Annotated in this window: 21 protein-coding genes and 3 tRNA genes; 15 read left to right on the top strand and 9 right to left on the bottom strand. The window is 68.0% G+C overall.

Annotation, left to right across the window (positions count from 1 at the left end; all coding sequences use genetic code 11):
- Positions 1-346 precede the first annotated feature (346 nt).
- The 9 genes from dnaN (at position 347) to HQQ85_RS08450 (ending at position 9,539) form a co-directional block, all read left to right on the top strand.
- Positions 347-1,492, top strand: a complete 1,146-nt coding sequence (gene dnaN / locus HQQ85_RS08490; protein ID WP_173182096.1) for a DNA polymerase III subunit beta — start codon at positions 347-349, stop codon at positions 1,490-1,492.
- The gene (gene gnd / locus HQQ85_RS08485) at positions 1,489-2,463 is read left to right on the top strand and encodes a phosphogluconate dehydrogenase (NAD(+)-dependent, decarboxylating) (protein ID WP_216851673.1); all 975 of its coding nucleotides are present in this window, start codon (positions 1,489-1,491) and stop codon (positions 2,461-2,463) included. Before dnaN ends, gnd begins: the two co-directional genes overlap by 4 nt.
- 17 nt (positions 2,464-2,480) lie before the next feature.
- Positions 2,481-3,677, top strand: coding sequence for a DNA replication/repair protein RecF (recF, locus tag HQQ85_RS08480; RefSeq protein ID WP_173182095.1), 1,197 nt, complete (start codon positions 2,481-2,483; stop codon positions 3,675-3,677).
- Complete coding sequence (locus HQQ85_RS08475; RefSeq protein ID WP_173182094.1) at positions 3,670-4,179, top strand: DUF721 domain-containing protein; 510 nt, start codon at positions 3,670-3,672, stop codon at positions 4,177-4,179. The genes recF and HQQ85_RS08475 overlap by 8 nt, the downstream gene beginning before the upstream one ends.
- A 135-nt stretch (positions 4,180-4,314) precedes the next feature.
- A complete protein-coding gene (gene gyrB / locus HQQ85_RS08470; protein WP_173182093.1) occupies positions 4,315-6,288 on the top strand; it encodes a DNA topoisomerase (ATP-hydrolyzing) subunit B in 1,974 nt (657 codons plus the stop codon).
- Positions 6,289-6,336: 48 nt separating this feature from the next.
- Entirely contained in the window at positions 6,337-8,904 is a 2,568-nt protein-coding gene (gene gyrA, locus HQQ85_RS08465) for a DNA gyrase subunit A (RefSeq protein WP_173182092.1), read from the top strand.
- Positions 8,897-9,304: a DUF3566 domain-containing protein gene (locus tag HQQ85_RS08460; RefSeq protein ID WP_173182091.1), complete on the top strand. Its 408-nt coding sequence runs from the start codon at positions 8,897-8,899 to the stop codon at positions 9,302-9,304. The genes gyrA and HQQ85_RS08460 overlap by 8 nt, the downstream gene beginning before the upstream one ends.
- 66 nt (positions 9,305-9,370) lie before the next feature.
- Positions 9,371-9,444: transfer RNA gene (locus HQQ85_RS08455), tRNA-Ile, on the top strand.
- Between the two features lie 22 nt (positions 9,445-9,466).
- Positions 9,467-9,539: transfer RNA gene (locus HQQ85_RS08450), tRNA-Ala, on the top strand.
- A 126-nt stretch (positions 9,540-9,665) separates the two neighbouring features.
- Here HQQ85_RS08450 and HQQ85_RS08445 read toward each other — a convergent pair.
- The gene (locus HQQ85_RS08445) at positions 9,666-10,217 is read right to left on the bottom strand and encodes a hypothetical protein (protein WP_173182090.1); all 552 of its coding nucleotides are present in this window, start codon (positions 10,215-10,217) and stop codon (positions 9,666-9,668) included.
- 142 nt (positions 10,218-10,359) lie between these two features.
- On the opposite strand from HQQ85_RS08445, the gene HQQ85_RS08440 reads away from it, so the two are divergent.
- Both HQQ85_RS08440 and HQQ85_RS08435 read left to right on the top strand, forming a co-directional pair.
- On the top strand, positions 10,360-10,899 hold the full coding sequence (locus HQQ85_RS08440) for a peptidylprolyl isomerase (protein WP_173182089.1): 540 nt from the start codon (positions 10,360-10,362) through the stop codon (positions 10,897-10,899).
- Positions 10,900-10,924: 25 nt separating this feature from the next.
- Positions 10,925-11,782, top strand: a complete 858-nt coding sequence (locus HQQ85_RS08435; RefSeq protein ID WP_173182088.1) for a rhomboid family intramembrane serine protease — start codon at positions 10,925-10,927, stop codon at positions 11,780-11,782.
- Between the two features lie 84 nt (positions 11,783-11,866).
- Here HQQ85_RS08435 and HQQ85_RS08430 read toward each other — a convergent pair whose 3' ends face one another.
- A complete protein-coding gene (locus HQQ85_RS08430) occupies positions 11,867-12,133 on the bottom strand; it encodes a cell division protein CrgA (protein WP_173182087.1) in 267 nt (88 codons plus the stop codon).
- 102 nt (positions 12,134-12,235) lie between these two features.
- Here HQQ85_RS08430 and HQQ85_RS08425 point away from each other — a divergent pair, with 102 nt between their 5' ends.
- The 3 genes from HQQ85_RS08425 to HQQ85_RS08415 are packed head-to-tail and all read left to right on the top strand — an operon-like array spanning position 12,236 to position 13,832.
- Complete coding sequence (locus tag HQQ85_RS08425) at positions 12,236-13,036, top strand: class E sortase (protein ID WP_173182086.1); 801 nt, start codon at positions 12,236-12,238, stop codon at positions 13,034-13,036.
- Entirely contained in the window at positions 13,036-13,197 is a 162-nt protein-coding gene (locus HQQ85_RS08420) for a hypothetical protein (RefSeq protein WP_173182085.1), read from the top strand. The genes HQQ85_RS08425 and HQQ85_RS08420 overlap by 1 nt, the downstream gene beginning before the upstream one ends.
- Positions 13,194-13,832, top strand: a complete 639-nt coding sequence (locus tag HQQ85_RS08415; protein ID WP_173182084.1) for an aminodeoxychorismate/anthranilate synthase component II — start codon at positions 13,194-13,196, stop codon at positions 13,830-13,832. Before HQQ85_RS08420 ends, HQQ85_RS08415 begins: the two co-directional genes overlap by 4 nt.
- A gap of 24 nt (positions 13,833-13,856) precedes the next feature.
- Here the strand turns inward: HQQ85_RS08415 and pknB are convergent, their stop codons facing one another.
- Genes pknB through HQQ85_RS08380 form a run of 7 tightly spaced genes read right to left on the bottom strand, consistent with a single transcriptional unit; the run spans position 13,857 to position 22,977 of the window.
- Positions 13,857-15,572 (bottom strand): Stk1 family PASTA domain-containing Ser/Thr kinase, encoded by a 1,716-nt coding sequence (pknB, locus tag HQQ85_RS08410; RefSeq protein WP_173182083.1) that lies wholly within the window; start codon positions 15,570-15,572, stop codon positions 13,857-13,859.
- 58 nt (positions 15,573-15,630) lie between these two features.
- On the bottom strand, positions 15,631-17,397 hold the full coding sequence (locus tag HQQ85_RS08405) for a serine/threonine-protein kinase (RefSeq protein WP_173182082.1): 1,767 nt from the start codon (positions 17,395-17,397) through the stop codon (positions 15,631-15,633).
- Positions 17,394-18,845: a penicillin-binding protein 2 gene (locus tag HQQ85_RS08400; RefSeq protein WP_173182081.1), complete on the bottom strand. Its 1,452-nt coding sequence runs from the start codon at positions 18,843-18,845 to the stop codon at positions 17,394-17,396. The genes HQQ85_RS08405 and HQQ85_RS08400 overlap by 4 nt, the downstream gene beginning before the upstream one ends.
- A 4-nt stretch (positions 18,846-18,849) precedes the next feature.
- Entirely contained in the window at positions 18,850-20,247 is a 1,398-nt protein-coding gene (locus HQQ85_RS08395; RefSeq protein WP_173182080.1) for an FtsW/RodA/SpoVE family cell cycle protein, read from the bottom strand.
- Complete coding sequence (locus HQQ85_RS08390) at positions 20,247-21,602, bottom strand: protein phosphatase 2C domain-containing protein (protein WP_173182079.1); 1,356 nt, start codon at positions 21,600-21,602, stop codon at positions 20,247-20,249. The genes HQQ85_RS08395 and HQQ85_RS08390 overlap by 1 nt, the downstream gene beginning before the upstream one ends.
- A gap of 3 nt (positions 21,603-21,605) precedes the next feature.
- A complete protein-coding gene (locus tag HQQ85_RS08385; RefSeq protein ID WP_173182078.1) occupies positions 21,606-22,208 on the bottom strand; it encodes an FHA domain-containing protein in 603 nt (200 codons plus the stop codon).
- Between the two features lie 7 nt (positions 22,209-22,215).
- Positions 22,216-22,977, bottom strand: coding sequence for an FhaA domain-containing protein (locus tag HQQ85_RS08380; protein ID WP_173182077.1), 762 nt, complete (start codon positions 22,975-22,977; stop codon positions 22,216-22,218).
- 227 nt (positions 22,978-23,204) lie between these two features.
- Here HQQ85_RS08380 and HQQ85_RS08375 point away from each other — a divergent pair.
- Positions 23,205-23,288: transfer RNA gene (locus tag HQQ85_RS08375), tRNA-Leu, on the top strand.
- The last annotated feature ends 58 nt before the right edge of the window (positions 23,289-23,346 follow it).

The following is a 23,346-nucleotide window of genomic DNA, read 5'->3' as shown; positions in this document are numbered from 1 at the left end:
TTCCACAGATTGTGAAAAGGGTGTGGAGAAACGGCTCCAGGATGTTGAACACCACCCCGATCGTGTGGAATCGTTCTCCGGCCGTTCAATCGACTTCACCCGCTGTCACCATGTCATTCACACGGCGCCAACAAGTCACACCGATGTAGTTCCGCCGGATGTCGAGCTTTAAACAGAGTTATCCACATATCCACAGCGGTTAAGACTATTAAGAATTAATCATTAATGAAAATCACATCCCACAACCTTGTGATTCGAGCCGGTCACGATGCGTCACAGCCGTCGTCTCCGCATGCGGATAACATGAATCCGACCCCAGGTCTCAAATGCCGACAGAGGTGACTGCGTGAAGTTCCAAGTAAACCGAGACGTCTTCAGCGAAGCAGTGTCCTTCGCCGTGAAGCTGCTCCCTCAGCGCACCACGCTGCCCATCCTGAGCGGAGTGCTGATCGAGGCCACCGACGACGGGCTGAAGCTGTCGTCCTTCGACTACGAGGTCTCGGCGCAGACGCAGATCGCCGCCGACATCGAGGAGCCGGGCGTCATCCTGGTCTCGGGCCGGCTGCTCTCCGACATCGCCAATCGGCTGCCGAACGCACCCGTGCGCTTCAACACCGAAGACTCCCGCATCGTCGTCAGCTGCGGCACCGCGCGGTTCACCCTGCTGAGCATGCCGGTCGAGGAGTACCCGACGCTGCCGCAGGTCGGTGCCGAGTCCGGCCTGCTGCCGGCCGAGCAGTTCGCCGCCGCCGTGGCGCAGGTCGCGGTCGCCGCTTCGCGGGACGACGTGACCCCCGTCATCACCGGTGTGCAGCTCGAGGTGAGCGAGAACAGCATCTCGCTCGTGGCCACCGACCGGTACCGCGTGGCCGTGCGCAACATCGACTGGGACTCCAACGACTCCGGCACCACGACCGCCACCGCGCTGGTGCCCGCCCGCACCCTGCAGGAGGTCGGCAAGACCTTCGGCAACGCCGGCACCATCTCGGTCGCGATCACGAACTCCGACGACCGCGAGCTGATCGCCTTCAAGAGCGACAAGAAGACGGTCACCACCCTGCTGATCAAGGGCAACTTCCCGCCCGTGAAGCGTCTGTTCCCCGAGAGCGTCGACAACTACGCGGTGATCAACACCGCCGATCTGATCGAGGCGACCAAGCGCGTGTCGTTGGTGCTCGAGCGCGAGGCCGCGCTCCGGTTCACCTTCACGATCGACGGTGTGACGCTCGAGGCGATCGGCTCCGAGCAGGCCCAGGCCTCCGAGTCGATCGACGCGCTGCTCACGGGCCAGGACACGGTGGTCTCGCTGAAGCCCCAGTTCCTGCTCGACGGGCTGAGCGCGGTGCACTCGGAGTTCGTGCGCATCTCGTTCACGAAGACCGACAACCCCAACAAGCCGGGCCCGGTGCTCATCACGAGCCAGTCGTCGAAGGACCAGCCCGGTTCCGACGACTACAAGTACCTGCTGCAGCCCAACCTGCTGCTGCGCTGATCCACCAACAGCACCGACCCGACCAACAGCACAGACCCGCGGGCATCCACCACACCCCGACACGACTACAGAAGGAGACGGCCATGGAGATCGGCCTCATCGGACTCGGCAAGATGGGCAACAACATGCGTGCCCGCCTCAAGAAGGCCGGCATCGGCGTCGTGGGCTACGACACCAACCCGGCTGTGAGCGACGTCGCCGACCTGGCCGCCCTGGCCGCAGCCCTGCCGGCTCCCCGCATCGTCTGGGTGATGGTTCCGGCCGGCAAGATCACCGACAGCGTGATCGACGACCTGTCGAACGTCCTCGACGAGGGAGACCTCATCATCGACGGCGGCAACTCGAAGTGGACCGAGGACTTCAAGCACTCCGAGCTGCTCAGCCCCAAGGGCATCCAGTTCATGGATGCCGGTGTCTCGGGCGGCGTCTGGGGTCTCGAGAACGGCTACGGCCTGATGGTCGGCGGCACCACGGAAATGGTCGAGCGCGCCATGCCCGTCTTCGACGCGCTGCGCCCCGAGGGCCCCCGCGACGAGGGCTTCGTGCACGTGGGCGAGGTCGGCGCGGGCCACTACGCCAAGATGGTGCACAACGGCATCGAGTACGGCATGATGCAGGCCTACGCCGAGGGCTACGAGCTCCTCGACGCCAAGAAGGACATCATCAAGGACGTCACGGGCACCTTCAAGGCCTGGCAGCGCGGCACCGTCGTGCGCTCCTGGCTGCTCGAGCTCCTGGTGCGCGCCCTCGAGGCCGACCCCGAGTTCGACCAGATCGAGGGCTACGTCGAGGACTCCGGAGAGGGTCGCTGGACCCTCGAGGAGGCCATCGAGAACGCTGTCCCGATGCCCGCGATCAGCGCCGCGATCTTCGCCCGCTTCGTGTCGCGCCAGGACGACTCGCCCTCGATGAAGGCCGTCGCCGCGCTGCGCAACCAGTTCGGCGGGCACGCGGTCAAAGAGCTCGACTGAGCTGACGCCCCCTGGTCGTGATCGTCCGTCATCTGAGCCTCACCGACTTCCGCAACTACCGCACCGCGGATGTGGCGCTGGAGCCGGGTGCGAACCTGTTCGTCGGGCGGAACGGTCAGGGCAAGACGAACCTCGTCGAGTCGCTGGGCTACCTCAGCACGCTCGGCTCGCACCGGGTCTCGAACGATCAGGCCCTCATCCGCGCGGGTGAGGACGCCGCGATCGTCCGGGCCCGGCTCGAGCACGAGGGGCGCGAACTGCTCGTCGAGCTGCAGCTGAACCGCTCCGGTGCGAACCGCGCGCAGGTCAACCGGGCTGCGATCAAGCCGCGGGAGCTCCCGCGGTACATCTCCACCGTGCTGTTCGCGCCGGAGGATCTGGCGCTCGTGCGCGGGGAGCCGTCCACGAGGCGCCGCTTCGTCGATGCACTGCTCGGAGCGAAGGCACCGCGCCTGCTCGGGGTGTTCGCCGACTACGAGCGGGTGCTCAAGCAGCGGAACGCCCTGCTGAAGTCGGCCCGGGCATCCGGTCTGAAGGACGCGAAGCTCAGCACGCTCGAGCTCTGGAACGAGCGACTGGTCGAGCTCGGCTCCGAGATCATGGCCGAACGGATCGCGATCGTCGCCGCGCTGGGGCCCTTCGTGCGAGAGGCGTACCAGGCGGTGGCGGGGTCGGATCAGGAGCCGACACTCGAGGTCGTGATGAGTGTGCTGTCCGAGCATCCGGAGACCGACGACGACGCGGTGGGCGACGCGAGCACGAGCAGCGCGCCGGCGCTCTCACGCGAGCAGCTCGCCGAGGCCTTCCGCGCCGCGCTCGAGAGGGTCGCCCGCGCCGAGCGCGACCGCGGGATCACGCTGGTGGGGCCGCACCGCGACGACGTGCTGTTCCGGCTGAACACGCTGCCGGCCAAGGGCTACGCGAGCCACGGCGAGTCGTGGTCGTTCGCCCTCGCCCTGAAGCTCGCGTGCGCCGAGCTGCTGCGGGCCGACTCCTCGACGGGCGACCCGATCGTCATTCTCGACGACGTGTTCGCCGAGCTCGACCAGCGCCGGCGGGGGCGGCTGGCGGATGCGGTGAAGGACTACGAACAGGTGCTCATCACGGCCGCGGTGTACGACGACGTGCCCGAGGCGCTTACCGCCCACACGGTGCGCATCGAGGCGGGCGCGATCGTGGAGGCCCCGAACGCTCCCGAGGAGCAGGATGCCTGAACCGACGCGGCGCAATCCCGAATCGCAGAACGTCTACCTGCGCCTGAAGACGGCGTTCGGCGACCCCACCTCCCGCGCGGCGCGGTGGCGCGAGAAGAAGACGAGGGCCCGCGGCGACGACGAGGCGAGCGTGCCCTACGGGGTCGGGCGCGATCCGAAGGGCCTCGGTGACGTGATGTCGGGGCTCTCCAGCGAGCTCGGCTGGGGCTCTTCTCTCGCGAAGAGCGACCTCCTGCTCGCCTGGACCGAGATCGCCGGGCCCGAGACCGCCGAGCACAGCCGGCCCATCGGCATCACCGACTCCGTGCTGACGGTGCAGTGCGACTCGACGGCCTGGGCGACGCAGCTCCGGCACATGCGCGTGCTGATCATGACGACGATTGCTCAGCGTTTTCCCGAGGCGGGCATCGAGTCGATCCGCTTCGAAGCCCCCCACGCCCCGTCCTGGAAACGGGGCTCCAGATCGATTCCAGGGCGGGGTCCTCGCGATACCTACGGCTGACGGGGCAAATATGGTCACGCCTGTGGAGAAATCTCCTCTACGGGGCGTCTGACCGCTTTTTCCCATCCCGGGTTTGATAGAATTAAGGGTCGCCTGCCCGGCCGTTGGGCGCGGCACTGAGGAGCCCATTTCCATATGTCTGAATCGGACAAGGTCCACCCCGACAACGAGTACGGCGCCGACCAGATCCAGGTTCTCGAAGGCCTCGAAGCGGTGCGCAAGCGCCCCGGCATGTACATCGGCTCGACAGGGCCTCGAGGTCTGCACCACCTGGTATACGAGATCGTCGACAACTCGGTCGATGAGGCGCTCGCCGGCTACGCCACCCACATCGAAGTGGTCATGCGCAAAGACGGCGGCATCACGGTCACCGACAACGGCCGTGGCATCCCGGTCGACATCCACCCCGTGCAGAAGAAGTCGACCGTCGAGGTCGTCCTCACCATCCTGCACGCCGGTGGCAAGTTCGGCGGTGGCGGCTACGCGGTCTCGGGTGGTCTGCACGGCGTGGGCTCATCCGTCGTGAACGCGCTGTCGAGCGAGCTCGACGTCGAGGTGCGCCGCCAGGGAGCCGTGTACCGGCAGAGCTACAAGATCGGCGTGCCCCAGGCTCCCCTCGAGCAGGGCGAATCCACGACCGAGACCGGCACGCGCATCACCTTCTGGCCGAACGCCGACATCTTCGAGACCGTCGAGTTCGACTACGAGACCCTGCGTGCCCGCTTCCAGCAGATGGCGTTCCTGAACAAGGGCCTCGCCATCAAGCTGACGGATGAGCGGGGTGGCGAGTCCGGGGAGGACGAGGAGACCTCGGTCACCTACCTCTACGAGAACGGCCTGAAGGACTACGTCGAGTACCTCAACCGCTCGAAGAAGGCCGACCTCGTCAACGAGGAGATCATCTCCTTCGAGCAGGAGGACACCGAGCGCAAGATCGCACTCGAGGTGGCGATGCAGTGGACGACGGGCTACACGGAGAGCGTCCACACCTACGCCAACACGATCAACACGCACGAGGGCGGCACCCACGAGGAGGGCTTCCGCGCGGCGCTCACCTCGCTGGTGAACCGCTACGCGCGTGAGAAGAACATCATCAAGGAGAAGGACGACAACCTCTCCGGCGACGACGTGCGCGAGGGCCTCACGGCCGTCATCTCGATCAAGCTCGCCGAGCCGCAGTTCGAGGGCCAGACGAAGACCAAGCTCGGCAACACCGAGGCCAAGGCCTTCGTGCAGAAGGTCGTCGGCACCGAGCTCACCGACTGGTTCGACCGCAACCCCGTGCAGGCGCGCGACATCATCCGCAAGGCCATCCAGGCCTCGCAGGCCCGTCTCGCCGCCCGCAAGGCGCGCGAGCAGACCCGCCGCAAGGGCCTGCTCGAGGGCGGCGGCATGCCCGGCAAGCTGAAGGACTGCTCGAGCCGCGACCCCGCCAAGAGCGAGATCTTCATCGTCGAGGGCGACTCGGCCGGCGGTTCCGCCATCCAGGGCCGCAACCCCGAGACCCAGGCCATCCTGCCTCTCCGCGGCAAGATCCTGAACGTCGAGAAGGCCCGGCTCGACCGCGCGCTGGGAAACAACGAGGTGCAGGCCATGATCACGGCGTTCGGCGCCGGCATCGGCGAGGACTTCAACCCCGAGAAGGCCCGCTACCACAAGATCGTGCTGATGGCCGATGCCGACGTCGACGGCCAGCACATCACGACGCTGCTGCTCACGCTGGTGTTCCGCTACATGCGGCCGCTGATCGAGCTGGGCTACGTCTACCTCGCCATGCCGCCGCTCTACCGCCTGAAGTGGTCGAACTCGCCGCACGAGTACGTCTACTCCGACGCCGAGCGCGACGCGCTGCTGGTCGACGGGCAGGCCGCAGGCAAGCGGATGCCCAAGGAGAACGGCATCCAGCGCTACAAGGGCCTCGGCGAGATGGACTACCGCGAGCTCTGGGACACCACGATGGACCCCGACACGCGCACCCTCCGCCAGATCACCCTCGACGACGCGGCCGCGGCCGACGAGATCTTCTCCACCCTGATGGGCGAAGACGTCGAATCGCGCCGCAACTTCATCCAGAAGAACGCCAAAGACGTCCGCTTCCTGGACATCTGACCGCGCCTGACCGCGCTCCGCTTCTGACCCTTCGATCGAGACTGACACATGACTGACGAAATCATTCCGCCCGCCGGCGATCGCATCGAGCAGGTCGATCTCCAGCTGGAGATGCAGCGCTCCTACCTCGACTACGCGATGAGCGTCATCGTCGGGCGCGCCCTGCCCGACGTGCGCGACGGGCTGAAGCCCGTGCACCGCCGCGTGATCTACGCGATGTACGACGGCGGCTACCGCCCCGACCGCGCGTTCTCGAAGTCGGCCCGCGTGGTCGGCGAGGTGATGGGTCAGTTCCACCCGCACGGCGACACGTCGATCTACGACACCCTGGTACGCCTGATCCAGCCGTGGAGCCTGCGCTACCCGCTCGCGCTCGGCCAGGGCAACTTCGGCTCGCCCGGCAACGACGGCGCCGCCGCCCCCCGGTACACCGAGACGAAGATGGCCCCGCTCGCGCTCGAGATGGTGCGCGACATCCAGGAAGAGACCGTCGACTTCCAGGACAACTACGACGGCCGCACGCTCGAGCCCGTCGTGCTGCCGAGCCGCTTCCCGAACCTGCTGGTCAACGGCTCGGTCGGCATCGCGGTCGGCATGGCCACGAACATCCCGCCGCACAACCTGCGCGAGGTCGCCGCCGGCGCCATCTGGTACCTCGAGAACCCCGAGGCCTCCCGCGAGGAGCTGCTCGAGGCCCTGATGCAGCGCATCAAGGGCCCCGACTTCCCCACCGGCGCGCAGATCCTCGGCGTGAAGGGCATCCACGACGCCTACCGCACCGGCCGCGGCTCCATCACCATGCGCGCCGTCGTGAGCGTCGAGGAGCTGCAGGGCCGCACCTGCCTCGTCGTCACCGAGCTGCCCTACCAGGTCAACCCCGACAACCTGGCCATCAAGATCGCCGACCTCGTGAAGGACGGCCGGCTCTCGGGCATCGCCGACATCCGTGACGAGACCTCGGGCCGCACCGGTCAGCGCCTCGTGATCGTGCTGAAGCGCGACGCGGTGGCCAAGGTCGTGCTGAACAACCTCTACAAGCACACCTCGCTGCAGGAGAACTTCGGCGCCAACATGCTGGCGATCGTCGACGGCATCCCGCGCACCCTCCCGCTCGACGGCTTCATCACCGAGTGGGTCGCGCACCAGATCGACGTCATCGTGCGCCGCACCCGCTTCCGCCTGCGCGAGGCCGAGGCGCGGATGCACATCCTGCGCGGCTACCTCAAGGCGCTCGACGCGCTCGACGAGGTCATCGCACTCATCCGCCGTTCGCCCACGGTCGAGGAGGCCCGCGACGGCCTGATGGAGCTGCTCGACATCGACGAGCTGCAGTCCCGCGCCATCCTCGAGCTGCAGCTGCGCCGCCTGGCCGCCCTCGAGCGCCAGAAGATCCAGGAGGAGGCCGAGGCGCTCCAGCTGAAGATCGACGAGTACAACGTCATCCTCGGCAGCCCGCAGCGTCAGCGCGAGATCATCACCGAGGAGCTCGGTGAGATCGTCGAGAAGTTCGGCGACGACCGGCGCACCGAGATCATGTTCGGCTTCGACGGCGACATGAACATCGAAGACCTCATCCCCGAGGAGGAGATGGTCGTCACCGTCACCCGCGGCGGGTACGTCAAGCGCACGCGCAGCGACAACTACCGCAGCCAGCACCGTGGCGGCAAGGGCGTCAAGGGCGCCCAGTTGCGGGCGGATGACGTGGTCGAGCACTTCTTCGTCACGACGACGCACCACTGGCTGCTGTTCTTCACGAACCGCGGCCGCGTCTACCGCGCCAAGGCGTACGAGCTGCAGGAGGCCGGACGCGACGCCAAGGGGCAGCACGTCGCGAACCTGCTGGCGCTCGCCCCCGACGAGCAGATCACGCAGATCCTCGACATCCGCGACTACCAGACCGCTCAGTACCTGGTGCTCGCCACCAAGGGTGGCCTGCTGAAGAAGACGTCGCTGACCGAGTACGACACGAACCGCTCCGGCGGCATCATCGCGATCAACCTGCGCGACGACGACGAGCTCGTCTCGGCGCTGCTGGTCGACGAGGACAGCGACCTGCTGCTGGTGTCCAAGAAGGGCATGTCGATCCGCTTCACCGCGAGCGACGAGGCGCTGCGTCCGATGGGACGAGCCACCTCCGGGGTCATCGGCATGAAGTTCCGCGGGGAGGACTCGCTGCAGGGTGCCTCCGTGGTCTCCGACGAGGGATTCGTGTTCATCGTCACCGAGGGCGGCTACGCGAAGCGCACCTCGGTCGATGAGTACCGCGTGCAGGGCCGTGGCGGTCTGGGCATCAAGGTGGCCAAGCTGCAGGATGCCCGGGGCGATCTGATCGGCTCCCTGATCGTCGGGGAGGACGACGAGGTCCTTGTGGTTCTTGCCAGTGGCAAGGTGGTACGCTCTGCCGTGGCCGAAGTTCCGGCCAAGGGACGCGACACGATGGGCGTGGTCTTCGCCCGCTTCGCGGACGATGATCGCATCATCGCGGTGGCCAAGAACACCGAACGCAACCTGGAGTCCGAGCTCGAGGCGGGTGCAGAACCCGTGTTGACCGAGGCACTCGGGGAGAGCGCAGACGCCGGGTCTGCGCCTGGAGAGGACGTAACGACGGATGAGTAATCTTGGCGACAAATTCGCGAAGAAAACGGCAAGAGTCGCCAACACCAAGCAGGTCCGGCTGAAGCTGGTCTACATCGACTTCTGGTCGGTGCTGAAGATCTCGTTCCTGCTCGCCATCATCCTCGGCATCGTCACCGTGGTCGCCAGCTTCCTGGTGTGGTCGGTGCTGAACCAGACGGGTGTGTTCGACTCGATCAACACGCTGCTGCAGGACATCGCGGGCGCCGGCAACTTCGACCTGTTCGACTTCGCCTCGCTGCCGCAGGTGATGGGCTTCTCGATCGTCGTGGCCATCCTGAACGTCATCGTCATCACCGCGCTCGGAGCGATCTGGGCCGCGCTGTACAACTTGGCCGTGCGGATCACCGGCGGCATCATGCTGGGCTTCACCAACAAGTGACGCCCGACCGGCCCGATTGTGTGATCGGGCACTGCGTAGGGTAATCTCTACTCTGGTCAAAAAAACGGGGCTATAGCTCAGGCGGTTAGAGCGCTTCGCTGATAACGAAGAGGTCCAAGGTTCAAGTCCTTGTAGCCCCACCCATAGATTCACTCCCCGAACGGGGCCTTAGCTCAGTTGGTAGAGCGCCTGCTTTGCAAGCAGGATGTCGGGAGTTCGATTCTCCCAGGCTCCACTCCGCTTATGGAAGAGGATGCGTACACGCATCCTCTTCGTCGTTAACGGCCGGGTCGAGCAGGCACGGCAACGAAGAAGCCCCCCACCGCGAGGTGAGGGGCTTCTGTCGTCGAGGGGCTGGGGATCAGCTCTCGGGGTTGGTCTCGGGCTCCGGGTCCTCGTCGGCGATCCAGAGCTCGTCGTCGGCGCGGAAGGTCTGCCAGAGGGCGTAGCCGACACCCACGAGGGTGACGACGCCGAGGCTGACGACGAACGCCGTGCCGACCTTCGAGCCACCCGACTTCGGGGCCGACTTCTTGACGGCCTTGCTGGCCTCCTTGACCTTCTTGCCGGCGTCCTTCAGGAACTCGGGGTTCTTCGAGGACTGCAGCACCGCTGCGGCTGAGCCGAGCGTCGAGGCGAGGGCGGGGATGACCTCGGAGGAGAACTGCTTCTTCACGGTCGAGCCCGCCACCTTGACCTCGGCGACCTTGCGGCTCACCGTGGGGGCGACGGAGTCGACGGCGCTCTTGACGCGGGGCTTGACCTGCTCCTCGGTGAGGAAGGACGCCTGCTTGCCGGCCTCACGGATGATCGTGTTGGCACGGTCGAGCACGTCCTGCTGGTCGAGCCACAGTTCTTCTGCCGAACCCTTCAGGCGCTTGAGCGCCTTGCGACGCTTGCGGGAAAGACTCATGGGAAACCTCCATCGGCGAAAGCACGGACATCCTCATCTTGGCACGCTCTGCCCTGACGCAGTAGTTCGCGGCCCTGATCATCCACTCCTCATAGCCTGGGCCTTCACTGGATGCGACGTGCCGATGTGACAGAATCGGACCATGCCCGCACACACTCATGTCGCCACCATCACCACCAACCACGGCCCCATCGTCGTGAATCTGTACGGTCACCACGCCCCCAAGACCGTCAAGAACTTCATCGGCCTCGCCACCGGCGGGCTCGAGTGGACCGACCCGAAGACCGGCAAGCCGACCACGGCGCCCCTCTACGAGAACATCGTCTTCCACCGCATCATCCCCGGCTTCATGATCCAGGGCGGCGACCCGCTCGGCAACGGCACCGGCGGCCCCGGCTTCCGCTTCGACGACGAGATCAACCCCGAGCTCGACTTCACCGAGCCCTACATCCTCGCCATGGCCAACGCCGGGCTGCAGGGCGGCAAGGGCACCAACGGCTCGCAGTTCTTCATCACTGTCGGCCCCACCACCTGGCTGCAGGGCAAGCACACCATCTTCGGCGAGGTCGCCGATGACGCCTCGCGCCGCATCGTCGACAAGCTGGCCGGTGTCGCCACCGACGCCTACGACCGTCCGCTGGACGAGGTCGTGCTCGAGAACGTCACCGTCACCGAGGTCTGACCCCTCCGTCGACGCGACACCCCCGATGACGAGCGCCCCGGTCTCGGCCGACAACTACTGCTACCGCCACCCCGGCCGGCAGAGCTTCGTGCTCTGCCAGCGCTGCGGCCGCACCATCTGCCCCGAGTGCCAGGTGCAGGCGGCGGTGGGAGTGCACTGCGTCGAGTGCGCGCGCCGAGACCGGGCGAGCATCCCCCGCCCGAAGCGCGGCCGAGCGGTCGCCCGCCGGCTGACCGGGGCCGACGCGCCCGTCGTCACCTATTCGCTGATCGCGCTCTGCGTCGTCGTCTTCGGCCTGCAGCTCATCCCCGGGCTCGGAGTCACCAACGCCCTGCTCTTCGCTCCGGCGTACGTGCAGCCCGCCACCGGGGCACCGCTCGAGCCGTGGCGCATGATCACCTCGATCTTCACGCACTCGACCGCTTCGCTCCTGCCGCTGCACATCCTGCTGAACATGTACTCGCTGTTCATCTTCGGCGGGGTGCTCGAACGGATGCTCGGGCGAGGCCGTTTCCTCGCCCTCTACCTCATCGCAGGTCTCGGAGGGTCGGTGGCCGTCGACCTCCTGGGCGATCCGATGCAGGGTACCGTCGGCGCATCCGGAGCGATCTTCGGCCTGATGGGCGCCTTCTTCATCATCAACCGGCATCTCGGGGGCAACAGCATCCAGTTCGTGGTGCTGGTGGTGCTGAACCTCGCCTGGGGCTTCTTCGTGCCGGGCATCTCGTGGCAGGCGCACGTGGGCGGCATCGTCGCCGGCGGGCTCGTCGCGCTGGTGCTCGTGCGCACGCGCAACCGGCGCCAGCGCACCGCTCAGATCGTCGGTGTCGCGGGGATCGCGGTGGCCCTCGTGGCCCTCACCGTGATTCGCGCACTCGTCTGATTGCTAGAACGACTAACAGACTTATCCACACTGTGGAATTCTCCACAGGAGTTTCCACATTGGGGATAATCACACCGGTGTAGTTCAGCGCCACCTGGTGGTCATGATGAAGCCGATGAAGGCGATGCCGAAACCGACCAGGATGTTCCAGCTGCCCAGGTCGGGCACGGGGAACAGGCCCTGGCTCACGTAGAACACGATGATCCACAGCAGGCCGACGATCATGAACCCGAACATGACGGGCTTGAACCAGACCGGGTTGGGGTTCTGGGCCGAATCGTCGGAACTGGTGCGCTGGACGTCGCGGTTGCGACGGGCGAGGTCCTTCGTGGATGCTTTGTCTCGGGCCATGCCGATGATTCTAACGGGGATTCACCCCCCGTTCTCCACCGGTTCTCCACAGGCTGTCGCCTTCGTGGCCGGTGCTCAGCCACAACTCCTAGGATTGTGGGCATGACCGACAGCGTGCAGGGCGAGATCCGGCGCCCCAGGCGGCGCAAGCGCGGCCTGGTCTCCCGCGTCGTCGGGGTGTTCGGCGAACTGCTGATCACGGCCGGCGTGCTGGTGCTGCTCTTCCTCGGCTGGCAGTTCACGCTGAACGGGGTGATGCTGAGCAACCAGCAGGCCTCCGACGCCGACCAGCTGATCGACGGCTGGCAGAGCGGTGACGACGGTGCCTCCCCGGCCCCGGTCGCGCCCGCCGCCGACGGCACCACCGCGACACCCGCCTTCGCCTACGGCGAGCCGCCCGCCGCCGACGCGGCCCCGGGCGACGCCGAGGAGTTCGCGGTCGTCTACGTGCCGCGTTTCGGGTCCGACTTCAAGAAGACCATCGCCGAGGGGGTCGATCCGCGCTCGGTGCTGAACAAGGGCGGCGCCGGCCACTACGCCTCCACCCAGATGCCGGGCGAGGTCGGCAACTTCGCCATCGCCGCGCACCGCGACGGCTGGGGCAGCCCGTTCCTGAAGATCAACGAGCTGCAGCTGGGTGACAAGGTCTACGTCGAGACCCAGGCCGGCTGGTATACGTACACCTTCCGCGGGCTCGAGTACGTCACGCCCTACGGCGTCGGCGTGATCGACCCCGTGCCGCAGGTGCCGAACGCCGCGCCCACCGATCGCATCCTCACCATGACGAGCTGCAACCCGCTCTACGTGGCGAGCGAGCGCATCATCGCATACTCGGTGCTGACCGACTGGACGCCGCGCTCCGTCGGGGCTCCGGCCGAGATCTCGGGATTGGTGGGGGCCTGATGTACGCGACGCTCTGGCGACTCATCCCCGGGCCGGTCTGGCTGCGCATCCTGATCGTGCTCGTGCTGGTCGCGGCGGTGCTCTACCTGCTCGCCTTCTTCGTGTTCCCCTGGGTCGATCAGATGACGGCCCCCGCTCAGGATGTGACGGTGGATCGATGACCCGTGTTCTCGTGATCGACAACTACGACAGCTTCGTCTACACGCTCAACGGCTACCTGCAGCAGCTCGGCGCCGAGACCGAGGTCGTGCGCAACGACTCCTTCGACGCGGCCGACGCCGCCGAGACGATCGCCGGCTATGACGCCGTGCTGGTCTCGCCCGGCCCCGGCAAGCCGTCCGAGGCCGGTGTCTCGATCCCGGTCGTGCTCGCTGCCCTCGACTCCGGCACGCCGCTCCTCGGGGTGTGCCTCGGCCACCAGGCGATCGCCGAGGCCCTCGGGGCGACGGTCACCAACGCCGAGGAGCTGATGCACGGCAAGACCTCGGTCATCCGGCACGACGACGACCCCTTTTACGACGGAGTGCCCGACGGCTTCACGGCCACCCGCTATCACTCGCTCGCCGTCGTCGACGGCACGGTGCCCGACTCGCTCGTCGTGACCTCGCGCACCGACGGCGGCGTCATCATGGGCGTCCGTCACGTCACCGCGCCGGTCTACGGGGTGCAGTTCCACCCCGAGTCGGTGCTGACCGAGGGCGGCTACCGGATGCTCGGCAACTGGCTCGCGACCGCGGGTCTCGCCGAGGCTCCCGAGCGTGCCGCCACGCTCAACCCGCTGCTGCGCGCGGTCTGATCCCGGCGCAGCTCGGAGGGGTGCTCAGGCGCCGCTGCAGTAGAAGATCGTGATCGCCGACTTCTGAGCGGCGTCGCCCTCGCGGATCGACTGGCTCGACACCGGCTGGCTGACGCCGGCGCTCTGCGGGATCGCCGCGCATCCCGGGTCGGGCTGCACCGTGACCTCGAGCTGCAGGCCAGCGAGGGTGGTCTGCGCGTCGGTGTAGGGCTCACCCGTCACATCGGGCACAGAGACCAGCCCGGTGGAGACGACCAGCTCGATGGTGTCGCCGGCGAAGGCGCCGGTGCCGCCGTCGGGATCGGTGCGGATGACGATGTCCGATGCCACGTCGGGCGAGTTCTCCTTGACCGTCTGGCCGACCGAGAAGCCCGCCGTGGTGAGCGCCGTGCTCGCATCCGTCGCCGACTGGCCGCTGACCGTCGGCACCGTGACCGACTGGCGCCCCTGCGAGACCCGCACGTCGATGACCGTGCCGGGGCCGACGATGGTGCCGGCCGGCGGATCGGTGTCGACGACCTGGCCCGCGGGCACCGTGTCGCTGTAGACGTCGTAGCGCGCGGTCACCAGGTCGAGCTGCTGCAGGGTGGCGTCGGCCGCCTCGTAGCTCTGCCCCGTCATGGTGGGGATCTCGCGCGAGGTGGAGGGCAGCGTGTCGGTGGGCGTCAGGGTCAGCACCCAGAACACGATCGCCACGAGGATGACCGCGACCGAGACGACACCCGCCCAGATCCAGACCACGGGGGGCCGGGACTGCGTGCGCACCGAGTACTCGTCGTCTCCGGCGAGCTGGGTGAGCGCGGAGTCGGTGCCCTGGGTGAGGCTCGGCGGCGCTCCGAAAAGAGAGGACTGGAAGTCGTCGGCCGGCACGCGCTTCGACGGGATCTTGCCCGCGCCGGCGATCTGCAGGTCGGTTCGGAACTCGACCGCGTTCTGGAAGCGGGCGAAGCGGTCCTTCGCGAGGGCGTGCAGGGTGACCTGGTCGATGGCCGGCGACACCTGCGGGTTGATCGTCGACGGGGCGACCGGCATCTCGCTGACGTGCTGGTAGGCGACGGCGACCGGGGTCTCGCCCTTGAACGGCGGCTGACCGGTGAGCATCTCGAACAGCACGACGCCGGTCGAGTAGAGGTCGGTGCGGGCGTCGACGGACTCGCCCCGGGCCTGCTCGGGCGAGAAGTACTGCGCCGTGCCGAGGATCGCCGTGGTCTGCGCGACCGTGGCCGAGGAGTCGGAGATGGCGCGGGCGATGCCGAAGTCCATCACCTTGACCTGGCCGCCATGGGTGATCATCACGTTGCCCGGCTTGATGTCGCGGTGCACGACGCCGGCGCGATGCGAGTACTCCAGGGCGGTGAGGATGCCCTCGGTGATGCGGATGGCCTCGGCCGAGTCGACCGGCCCCTCCTTGATCACGTCCTTGAGCAGCTTGCCCTCGACGAACTCCATCACGATGAACGGCACGATGCCCTCGAAGCCGCCGGCCTCGGCCACCCGCTCCTCGCCGGCGTCGAAGACGCGCACGATCGTGGGGTGCGCCATGCGCGACGCGGCCTGCGCCTCCTGGCGGAACCGGGTGCGGAACACCGGGTCGCCGGCGAGCGAGGACTTCAGCAGCTTGATGGCGACCTGCCGGCCGAGCCGCTCGTCGCGCCCCGAGTAGACGTTCGACATGCCGCCGCGCCCGATGAGCTCGCCGATGCGATACCTCCCGGCGAGGAGGCGGGTGTCGTCGGTCACGGCTGGTGCTCCACGGTTCTCGGTCGGACAGGTGTCGAAGTCAGGCTACCGGTCGTGCTCAACCTTCAGGCGTCTCGCTGGGCTTCGGCGTGGGGCCGTCGTCGTCGGAGATGGAGAGGGTGAGTGCCGGCGAGAACCCGGATGCCGAGCCGGAGCAGGTCACCTGGTACTTGATCTCGATCGTCGAGGTCGCGGGACCGGTGGCCGTGAACTCGGCGCTCGTCGCCGTTCCCGGCTCGGCCTGCAGCGTGGCGTTCGTCGCCTGCAGCGTGTAGCCGTCGAGCGTCGTACCCGAGGGGCAGCTGTACGACGACCAGGAGACCGTGAAGTTCTCACCGGGCTCCACGCTGCCGGAGTCGGTGGTCGGAGCCGTCGCCGGGGCGTCGGGCACGATCACGTCGCCGTAGACGGTGAGCTGGATCGTGGTGCCGGGATCGACGTTGCCGACCGGCGTTGCCTGGTAGACGACGTCGACCTGGTCGGCCGAGGGGGCGGCGTTGCCGACCACGCGGCTGGCCGAGAGGCCCATGCCCTCGAGGATGCCCGAGGCGTCGGCGAACGACTTGCCCTTCAGCTCGGCCTCGGAGACGGGGATGCGCGAGTTCGTCGGCGTCGGTGTGGGTGCGGTGGTGGTGGGCGCCGCGGAGGTGGGCGGGGCGCTCGTGGAGGTGGTCGCGGGCACCGCGTTGCCGCCGCCGTTGTTCTGGAACAGCACGGTGACGAGCGTTCCGACGCCGATGACGAGCAGGATGATGATCAGCACGATGAGCGGCCAGGTCCACGGGCTGCGCTTCTTCGGCGCCTCCTCGACCGCGTCGGTCTCGGGGTCGGTGGGGAACAGCAGCGGGTTCGCCACCGCTGCACCGGCGGCACCGGCTCCCGCCGCGGCGAGCACGGTGGTGGCCTGGGTGGCGTCGTTGCTCGTCGGCATGACGGTGGTGGCCGAGGTCGGGGGCAGCGGCTCGTCGCCGAGCACCGCGGGCACGGCCGCCGCCGCCGAGGCGATGTCGCCCCGACGCAGCGCCATGGCGGCACGCGCGAGGGCGCCGGTGGAGGTCGGCCGGTCTTCGGGCTTCTTGGCGATGCAGGAGAGCACGAGGTTGCGCACCGGGGTGGCGATCGTGGTCGGCAGGTCGGGCGGCGTCTCGTTGATCTGCGCCATCGCGATCGCGACCTGCGACTCGCCCGTGAACGGGCGCTTGCCCGCCAGGCACTCGTAGGCCACGATGCCGAGCGAGTAGATGTCGGTGGTGGGGGAGGCCGGCTGACCGCTGGCCTGCTCGGGCGAGAGGTACTGCACCGTGCCCATCACCTGGCCGGTCGCGGTGAGCGGCACTTGGTCTGCGATGCGAGCGATGCCGAAGTCGGTGATCTTCACGCGTCCGTCGGGCGTGATCAGCAGGTTGCCCGGCTTGATGTCGCGGTGCACGAGGCCCGCGGCGTGCGCGGCCTGCAGGGCGAGCGCGGTCTGCGCGACGATGTCGAGCACCCGGTCGGTGGAGAGCACGTGCTCGCGCTCGAGGATGGTGGAGAGCGCCTCGCCGGGCACCAGCTCCATCACGAGGTAGGCGCTGCCCTCCTCCTCGCCGTAGTCGAAGACGTTCGCGATGCCCTCGTGGTTGACGAGCGCGGCGTGCCGGGCCTCGGCGCGGAAGCGCTCGAGGAAGCCCGGGTCGCCCAGGTACTCGTCTTTCAGGATCTTGATCGCGACGGTGCGGCCGATCACGAGGTCGGTCGCCTGCCAGACCTCGCCCATGCCGCCGATCGCGATGCGATTCGACAGCTCGTACCGGCCCCCGAAGGTCACCCCTGCTGTGGGTCTCATTTACTCAGCACCGCCTCTAGTACTCGTTTCGCGATCGGCGCGGCCAATTCGTTGCCTGTGCCCGATTGGCCCAGCCCACCGCCGTCTTCCACGACCACAGCGACGGCGACCCGAGGGTTGTCAGCCGGGGCGAAACCGGTGAACCACAGGGTGTAGGGATCGTCTTCCCCGTTCTCTGCGGTGCCGGTCTTACCAGCCACACTGACGCCGTCTATTCTTGCATTAGTAGCCGCGCCGTTATCGACCGCCTGCACCATCAGCGTCGAAAGTTCCGAAGCTGTTACATCGGTCAGCGGGGTCGAGAATTCCTTCGCCTCGAAGCTCTGTAGCACGCTCAGATCGGGGGCCCGGATCTCGTCGATGAGATCGGGCGTCATGATCGTTCCGCCGTTCGCGACGGCCGCCGAGAGCATCGCGATCTGCAGCGGCGTCGCCACGTCGCTGCCCTGGCCGAAGGCCGAGAGGGCGAGCTGGGCGTCGTCGAGGCCGCGCGGGTACTCGCTGGTCGAGACGTCCATCGGGATGGACAGCTCGCTGCCGAAGCCGAACGCGCTGGCCATGTCGCCGAGCGAGGACTCGCCCATCTCCATGCCGAGCTCGGCCATCGGGATGTTGCAGGAGAGGATGAAGGCGGTCGCGATGGTGACCGTGTCGCCGCCCCCGCAGGTGCCGCCGCCGGCATTCGCCACGGTCGCGTCGCTGCCGGGCAGCGGCAGGCGCGCGAGGTTCGGCTCGGTGTGGTCGACCGGCAGCCCGGTGTTCTGCAGCGCCGCCGAGGTGGTGACGATCTTGAACGTCGAGCCCGGGGGGTTCAGGTCGTTGATGGTCTTGTTGATCAGCGGGTCGCCGGGAGCGGCCAGCAGCTGGTCGTAGCTGTCGAGCACCTGCTGGGTGTCGTGCGCGGCGAGGGCGTTCGGGTCGTAGTCGGGCTTGGAGACCATGGCCAGGATGCGCCCGGTCGACGGCTCGATCGCCACGACGGCGCCCTGGTAGCTGCCGAGCGCGTCGTACGCGGCCTGCTGCACCACCGGGTCGATGGTGAGCTCGACCGAGGCACCCTGCGGGTTCTTGCCGGTGACCAGGCGGTCGAGGTACTCCAGGAACTGCGAGTCGCTCGTGCCGCTGAGGTAGTCGTTCATCGACTGCTCGATCTGGCTGGAGCCCTGGCCGAGCGTGTAGTAGCCGGTGACCGCGCTGTAGAGCGGGCCCTGCGGGTAGCTCCGCTGGTACTTGAACTCGTCGCCCGTCGGCACCGAGACCGCGATCGGCTGGCCGTCGACCAGGATCGGACCGCGCTCGACGTCGTAGCTGGCGTAGATGGTGCGGGCGTTCCGGGCGTCGCTCGCGAGGTTGTCGGCCTGGAAGAACTGGATCAGTGTCGTCGAGACGAGCAGGGCCAGGAACATCACGAACACGACGATGCTCACGCGCTTGAGTTCTCGGGTCACGGGTCTAGATCACCAGCCTCGGCTGATTGCGCACTGTGTCCGACAGGCGGAGCAGCAGCGCGACGATGATCCAGTTGGCCACCAGCGACGATCCGCCGGCCGCGAGGAACGGGGTCGTCAGACCGGTCAGCGGGATCACCCGGGTGACGCCGCCGATCACGATGAAGCACTGCAGCGCCAGCGTGAACGAGAGGCCGACGCCGAGCAGCCGGCCGAAGTCGTCCTGCCCCGCGAAGCTGATGCGGAGGCCGCGCGAGATGAACAGCAGGTAGAGGCCGAAGATCGCGAACAGGCCGGCGAGCCCCAGCTCCTCGCCGAGCGAGGCGATGATGTAGTCGCTCTGCGCCAGCGGGGTGATGTCGGGCCGGCCCTCGCCGAGACCCGTGCCGATCAACCCGCCGTTCGCGAGACCGAACAGGCCCTGCACCAGCTGGTAGCTGCCGCCCTGGGCGTCGTAGCTGGCGGGGTTGAAGGCGTCGAGCCAGTTCGTGAAGCGGTCGTTGACGTAGACGAGCACCTGGCTGGCGATGACGCCGCCCGCGAGGAAGAGCCCGACGCCCAGCACGACCCAGCTCGCGCGGCCCGTGGCGACGTAGATCATCACGACGAACAGTCCGAAGTAGAGCAGCGCCGTTCCGAGGTCGCGCTGGAAGATGATGATCGCCATCGAGAGGGCCCAGAGCACCAGGATGGGGCCGAGGTCGCGGCCGCGCGGGAAGCGGAGGCCGAGCATCCGTCGCCCCACCATCGAGAGGCTGTCGCGACGCGAGACCAGGTAGCCCGCGAAGAAGACGGCCAGGGCGATCTTCGCCACCTCGCCGGGCTGGAACGAGAACGAGCCGACGTGGATCCAGACGCGGGCGCCGTTGATCTCCTGGCCGAGCACCGGCAGCATCGGCAGGAGCAGCAGCACACCGGCGACGAGCCCGGCGACGTAGGTGTAGCGCTGCAGCACCCGGTGGTTGCGGATGACGACGATCACGGCGATCGCGAGGGCCACCGCCACGGCCGTCCAGACCACCTGCCGGAGCGCGGTCGACTCCCAGCCGGTGAGCTTCTCGGCGATGTCGATGCGGTAGATCATCGCGATGCCGATGCCGTTCAGGAGCGACGCGATCGGCAGGATGAAGGGGTCGGCGTTCGTGGCCACCAGGCGCAGCGCGATGTGCATGGCGAACACCAGCACGGCGAGCCCGGCGCCCAGGGTCACGACGGTGAGATCGGCCGAGCCCAGCGCACCGAACTGCACGATCACGACCGCGAAGGCGTTGACCGCGCAGACGAACAGCAGCAGGAACAGCTCGAGGTTGCGCAGCTTCTGCGGCACACGGATGCGCCGGATGCCCTTGCCCGGCGTGGCGGCCGGGGTCGGGGAGACGGGAGCGGTGGGGGCGGCGGACATCAGGGGGTCGATGTCCCGGTCGGGGTGGGTGCGGGGGAGCCGCCCGGCGCGGGAGTCGGCGTGGGCGTCGACGTGGAGGGTGCGCCGCCCTCGTCGGTCGGGGTCGAGGAGTTCAGGCGCTCGACGATCTCACGGGCATCCTGCACCGAGTCGGCGGTGATGGTCTTCTCGACCTGGTTCTGCGCGTAGGGCGTGAGCGCGTCGGACTGGATCTCGGTCTGCTGGTAGACGTGCGAGAGCGAGATCGGCCCGACGCCCTGCTGGATGCCCTGGTAGATCGAGACGTAGCCGTCGGACTCGCCGACGTAGTAGCGCGTCTGCGTCCAGCGGTAGCCGGCCCAGAGACCGGCCGCGACCAGCGCGATCACGAGGATGGCGCCCACCAGCCAGGTGATCTTGCGGCGGCGGCCGCGGCGCCGGTCTTCCTCGATCAGCTCGTCGAGGTAGTCTTCGGAGCCGGGCTCGAAGTGGCTCGGCTCGGTGCTCGCGGGGCCCCGCGGATGCAGCCGGAGGCCCGGGATGCCGGCCAGGTTGGTGGAGCGGGTGGTGCGGCGACCGGTGCGCTGCTCGAAGGCGATGGGCGAGGCCGCCGAGCCGACGATGACCGGCTCGACCTCGGGGGTCTCGAGCGACTGGTGCACGTCGACCACCACGACGGTGACGTTGTCGGGCGCGCCGTGGTCGAGGCTCTCCTTCACCAGGGCGTTCGCGGCGTCGCTCGGCGAGATCTGGTTCTTCAGGATCTTCTCGATGTCGTCGTGCTCGACCACGCCCGAGAGGCCGTCGGAGCAGAGCATCCACCGGTCGCCGGGCCGGGTGTCCATGACCTGCAGGTCGACCTCGGGGGCGGCGTCGACGTCACCGAGCACCCGCATCAGCACCGAGCGGCGCGGGTGGGTCTTGGCCTCCTCGGGCGTGATGCGGCCCGAGTCGACGAGGCGCTGCACGAAGGTGTGGTCGACGGTGATCTGGGTCAGCACGTCGTCGCGCAGGCGGTACACCCGCGAGTCGCCGATGTGGGCGAGTGCGACGCTGTGGCCCACCCGCACGAGGGCACTGAGGGTGGTGCCCATGCCGGTGAGCTCAGGATGCTCGTACACCGTCTCGGTGAGCACGGCGTTCGCGGCGACGATCGCCTCCTGCAGCGCGAACTCGGCATCGACCGCCGAGCCGTACTCGCCGTCGATCTCGGCCAGACGCTGGAGGGCCAGGGCGCTCGCGACGTCGCCCCCCGCGTGCCCGCCCATGCCGTCGGCCACCGCGAAGAGCGTCTCGCCCGCGAACCCGGAGTCCTGGTTGTTGGAGCGGATCTTGCCCACGTGGGACACGGCCGCGCTCACGGTCACGATCGCCACCGGCTACCGCCGCAGTTCGAAGCTCGTGGCGCCGATGCGGATCGGCGTGTTCAGGGGAACGTGGACGGGGGAGGTGACGCGCTGGCCGTCGAGGAAGGTGCCGTTGGTGGAGTCGAGGTCCTGGATGACCCACTCCTCGCCCCAGACCATCAGGCGGGCGTGATGGGTGGAGGTGTAGTCGTCGCGGATGACCACGCTCGAGTCGCTCGAGCGGCCGATGGTGAGCGGCTCGGTGCCGAGCGGGATCTCGCTGCCGTTCTTCGGGCCGGAGGTGATGACGAGGCGGCGCGCGTTGGCCGTGCTGGCGCGGGGCGGGCCGGAGAGCTCGGTGCCGGGGGCCGGGACGAAGGTGGGGACCTTCGGTGCGGGGGGAGCCGGTGTCGCGGGCGTCTGCGGGGCGGGGGCCTGCTGGGCGTTCGAGGACCTGGCCCCGGCGGCGGCGCCGGCTGCACCGGCTCCGGCCGAGGCGGGCGCCGCGTCGCCGCGCAGCTTGCGCACGCGCTGGCCGAACAGGTCGGAGCGCATCGCGTAGACGACGATGAAGATGAACACCCAGAGCAGGGCCAGGAAGGCCAGCTGCAGGATGAGGAGTGTGAGTTCGCTCATGGCCCGCCTACCGCCAGAATCCGCCGGCGTCGGGGGAGCCGTTTCCCGGAGCGCCGCCCGGAGCGCTTCCCGGCGTGCTCCGGGGGGCGGCTGCGCCCGCCGGCCCGGTCTGCGGGACGATGCGGAAGACGATGGTCGTGCGGCCGATCTGGATGACCGAGTCGGGATCGAGGTTGGCGCGCTGGAACGGCCGGCCGTTCAGCTGCGAGCCGTTGGTCGAGCCGAGGTCGCGTGCCTGGGCGTGCTGCCCGTCCCACAGGATCTCGACGTGCTTGCGGGAGGTGCCGGTGTCGTCGATCGTGATGTCGGCGTCGCTCCCGCGCCCCACCACGGTGCGCGCCTTGGTGATCGGGTGGCGGCGGCCCGCGACGTCGAGCACGGGCATCCACCTGACCTCGCTCTGCACGTTGGCCGAGTCGATCTGGATGACACCCGTCGTTAGCTTGGGGTCGTCGACCAGCTCGATCGAGACGCCGCCCGCGAACTGGAAGCCCTGCTGGGAGGCGTGCTGCTGGACGATCTGGTTCAGGTCGTCGAGGAGGGTCGGTCCGATGCCCGTCATGCGCTCGTAGTCGCTGGTGGCGAGGAGCACGCGGAAGCTGTTGGGCGCGAGGATGCGGTCGCGCGAGACGACGGCCGCCTTGGTGTCGAGCTCGCGCTTCAGCGCGGAGGAGATCTCGACCGGCTGGAGCCCCGAGCGGAAGGTCTTCGCGAAGGCGCCGTTGACGGCGCGCTCGAGACCCTTCTCGAAGTTGTCCAGTATTCCCACGTCTCTCCGTTTCCTGTTCTCCCGGCATCGCTCGGCCTCGGGAGGGAGGCGTCGGGGTGTCGTTCGATGCTCCGCGCAGGCGGCGCGGGCTCTTTAAGGCGTGAATGCTACGTCGATGTTACTTGTCTTGGGTGTTAATGCACTCTCAGCGCTTCGCGGACCCGTGGCGGGGCCCTTCCCGCCCGGTTTCGCACCTGCCTCGCGCGCGTGCTAATCTCTCCTAGTTCGCGCGAGTGGCGGAATTGGCAGACGCGCTGGCTTCAGGTGCCAGTGCCCGCAAGGGCGTGGGGGTTCAAGTCCCCCCTCGCGCACGGACGAATGGGATGCCGGTCGGCTGGAGGAGTACCTCCGGGGGCCGGCATTCGTCGT

The organism is Herbiconiux sp. VKM Ac-2851 (genome assembly GCF_013205105.1).
Taxonomy (GTDB): Bacteria; Actinomycetota; Actinomycetes; order Actinomycetales; family Microbacteriaceae; genus Herbiconiux; species Herbiconiux flava.
Note: the sequence above shows the minus strand (reverse complement) of the source record. Positions and strands in the feature narration are given on the sequence as shown.

Bases quoted from the DNA above. Each gene is read 5' to 3' on its own strand.
- HQQ85_RS08475 (WP_173182094.1), top strand. From the start codon at position 3,670: ATGCCTGAACCGACGCGGCGCAATCCCGAATCGCAGAACGTCTACCTG.
- gyrB (WP_173182093.1), top strand. From the start codon at position 4,315: ATGTCTGAATCGGACAAGGTCCACCCCGACAACGAGTACGGCGCCGAC.
- gyrA (WP_173182092.1), top strand. From the start codon at position 6,337: ATGACTGACGAAATCATTCCGCCCGCCGGCGATCGCATCGAGCAGGTC.
- HQQ85_RS08460 (WP_173182091.1), top strand. From the start codon at position 8,897: ATGAGTAATCTTGGCGACAAATTCGCGAAGAAAACGGCAAGAGTCGCC.
- HQQ85_RS08445 (WP_173182090.1), bottom strand. From the start codon at position 10,217: ATGAGTCTTTCCCGCAAGCGTCGCAAGGCGCTCAAGCGCCTGAAGGGT.
- HQQ85_RS08440 (WP_173182089.1), top strand. From the start codon at position 10,360: ATGCCCGCACACACTCATGTCGCCACCATCACCACCAACCACGGCCCC.
- HQQ85_RS08435 (WP_173182088.1), top strand. From the start codon at position 10,925: ATGACGAGCGCCCCGGTCTCGGCCGACAACTACTGCTACCGCCACCCC.
- HQQ85_RS08430 (WP_173182087.1), bottom strand. From the start codon at position 12,133: ATGGCCCGAGACAAAGCATCCACGAAGGACCTCGCCCGTCGCAACCGC.
- HQQ85_RS08425 (WP_173182086.1), top strand. From the start codon at position 12,236: ATGACCGACAGCGTGCAGGGCGAGATCCGGCGCCCCAGGCGGCGCAAG.
- HQQ85_RS08420 (WP_173182085.1), top strand. From the start codon at position 13,036: ATGTACGCGACGCTCTGGCGACTCATCCCCGGGCCGGTCTGGCTGCGC.
- HQQ85_RS08415 (WP_173182084.1), top strand. From the start codon at position 13,194: ATGACCCGTGTTCTCGTGATCGACAACTACGACAGCTTCGTCTACACG.
- HQQ85_RS08405 (WP_173182082.1), bottom strand. From the start codon at position 17,397: ATGAGACCCACAGCAGGGGTGACCTTCGGGGGCCGGTACGAGCTGTCG.
- HQQ85_RS08395 (WP_173182080.1), bottom strand. From the start codon at position 20,247: ATGTCCGCCGCCCCCACCGCTCCCGTCTCCCCGACCCCGGCCGCCACG.
- HQQ85_RS08385 (WP_173182078.1), bottom strand. From the start codon at position 22,208: ATGAGCGAACTCACACTCCTCATCCTGCAGCTGGCCTTCCTGGCCCTG.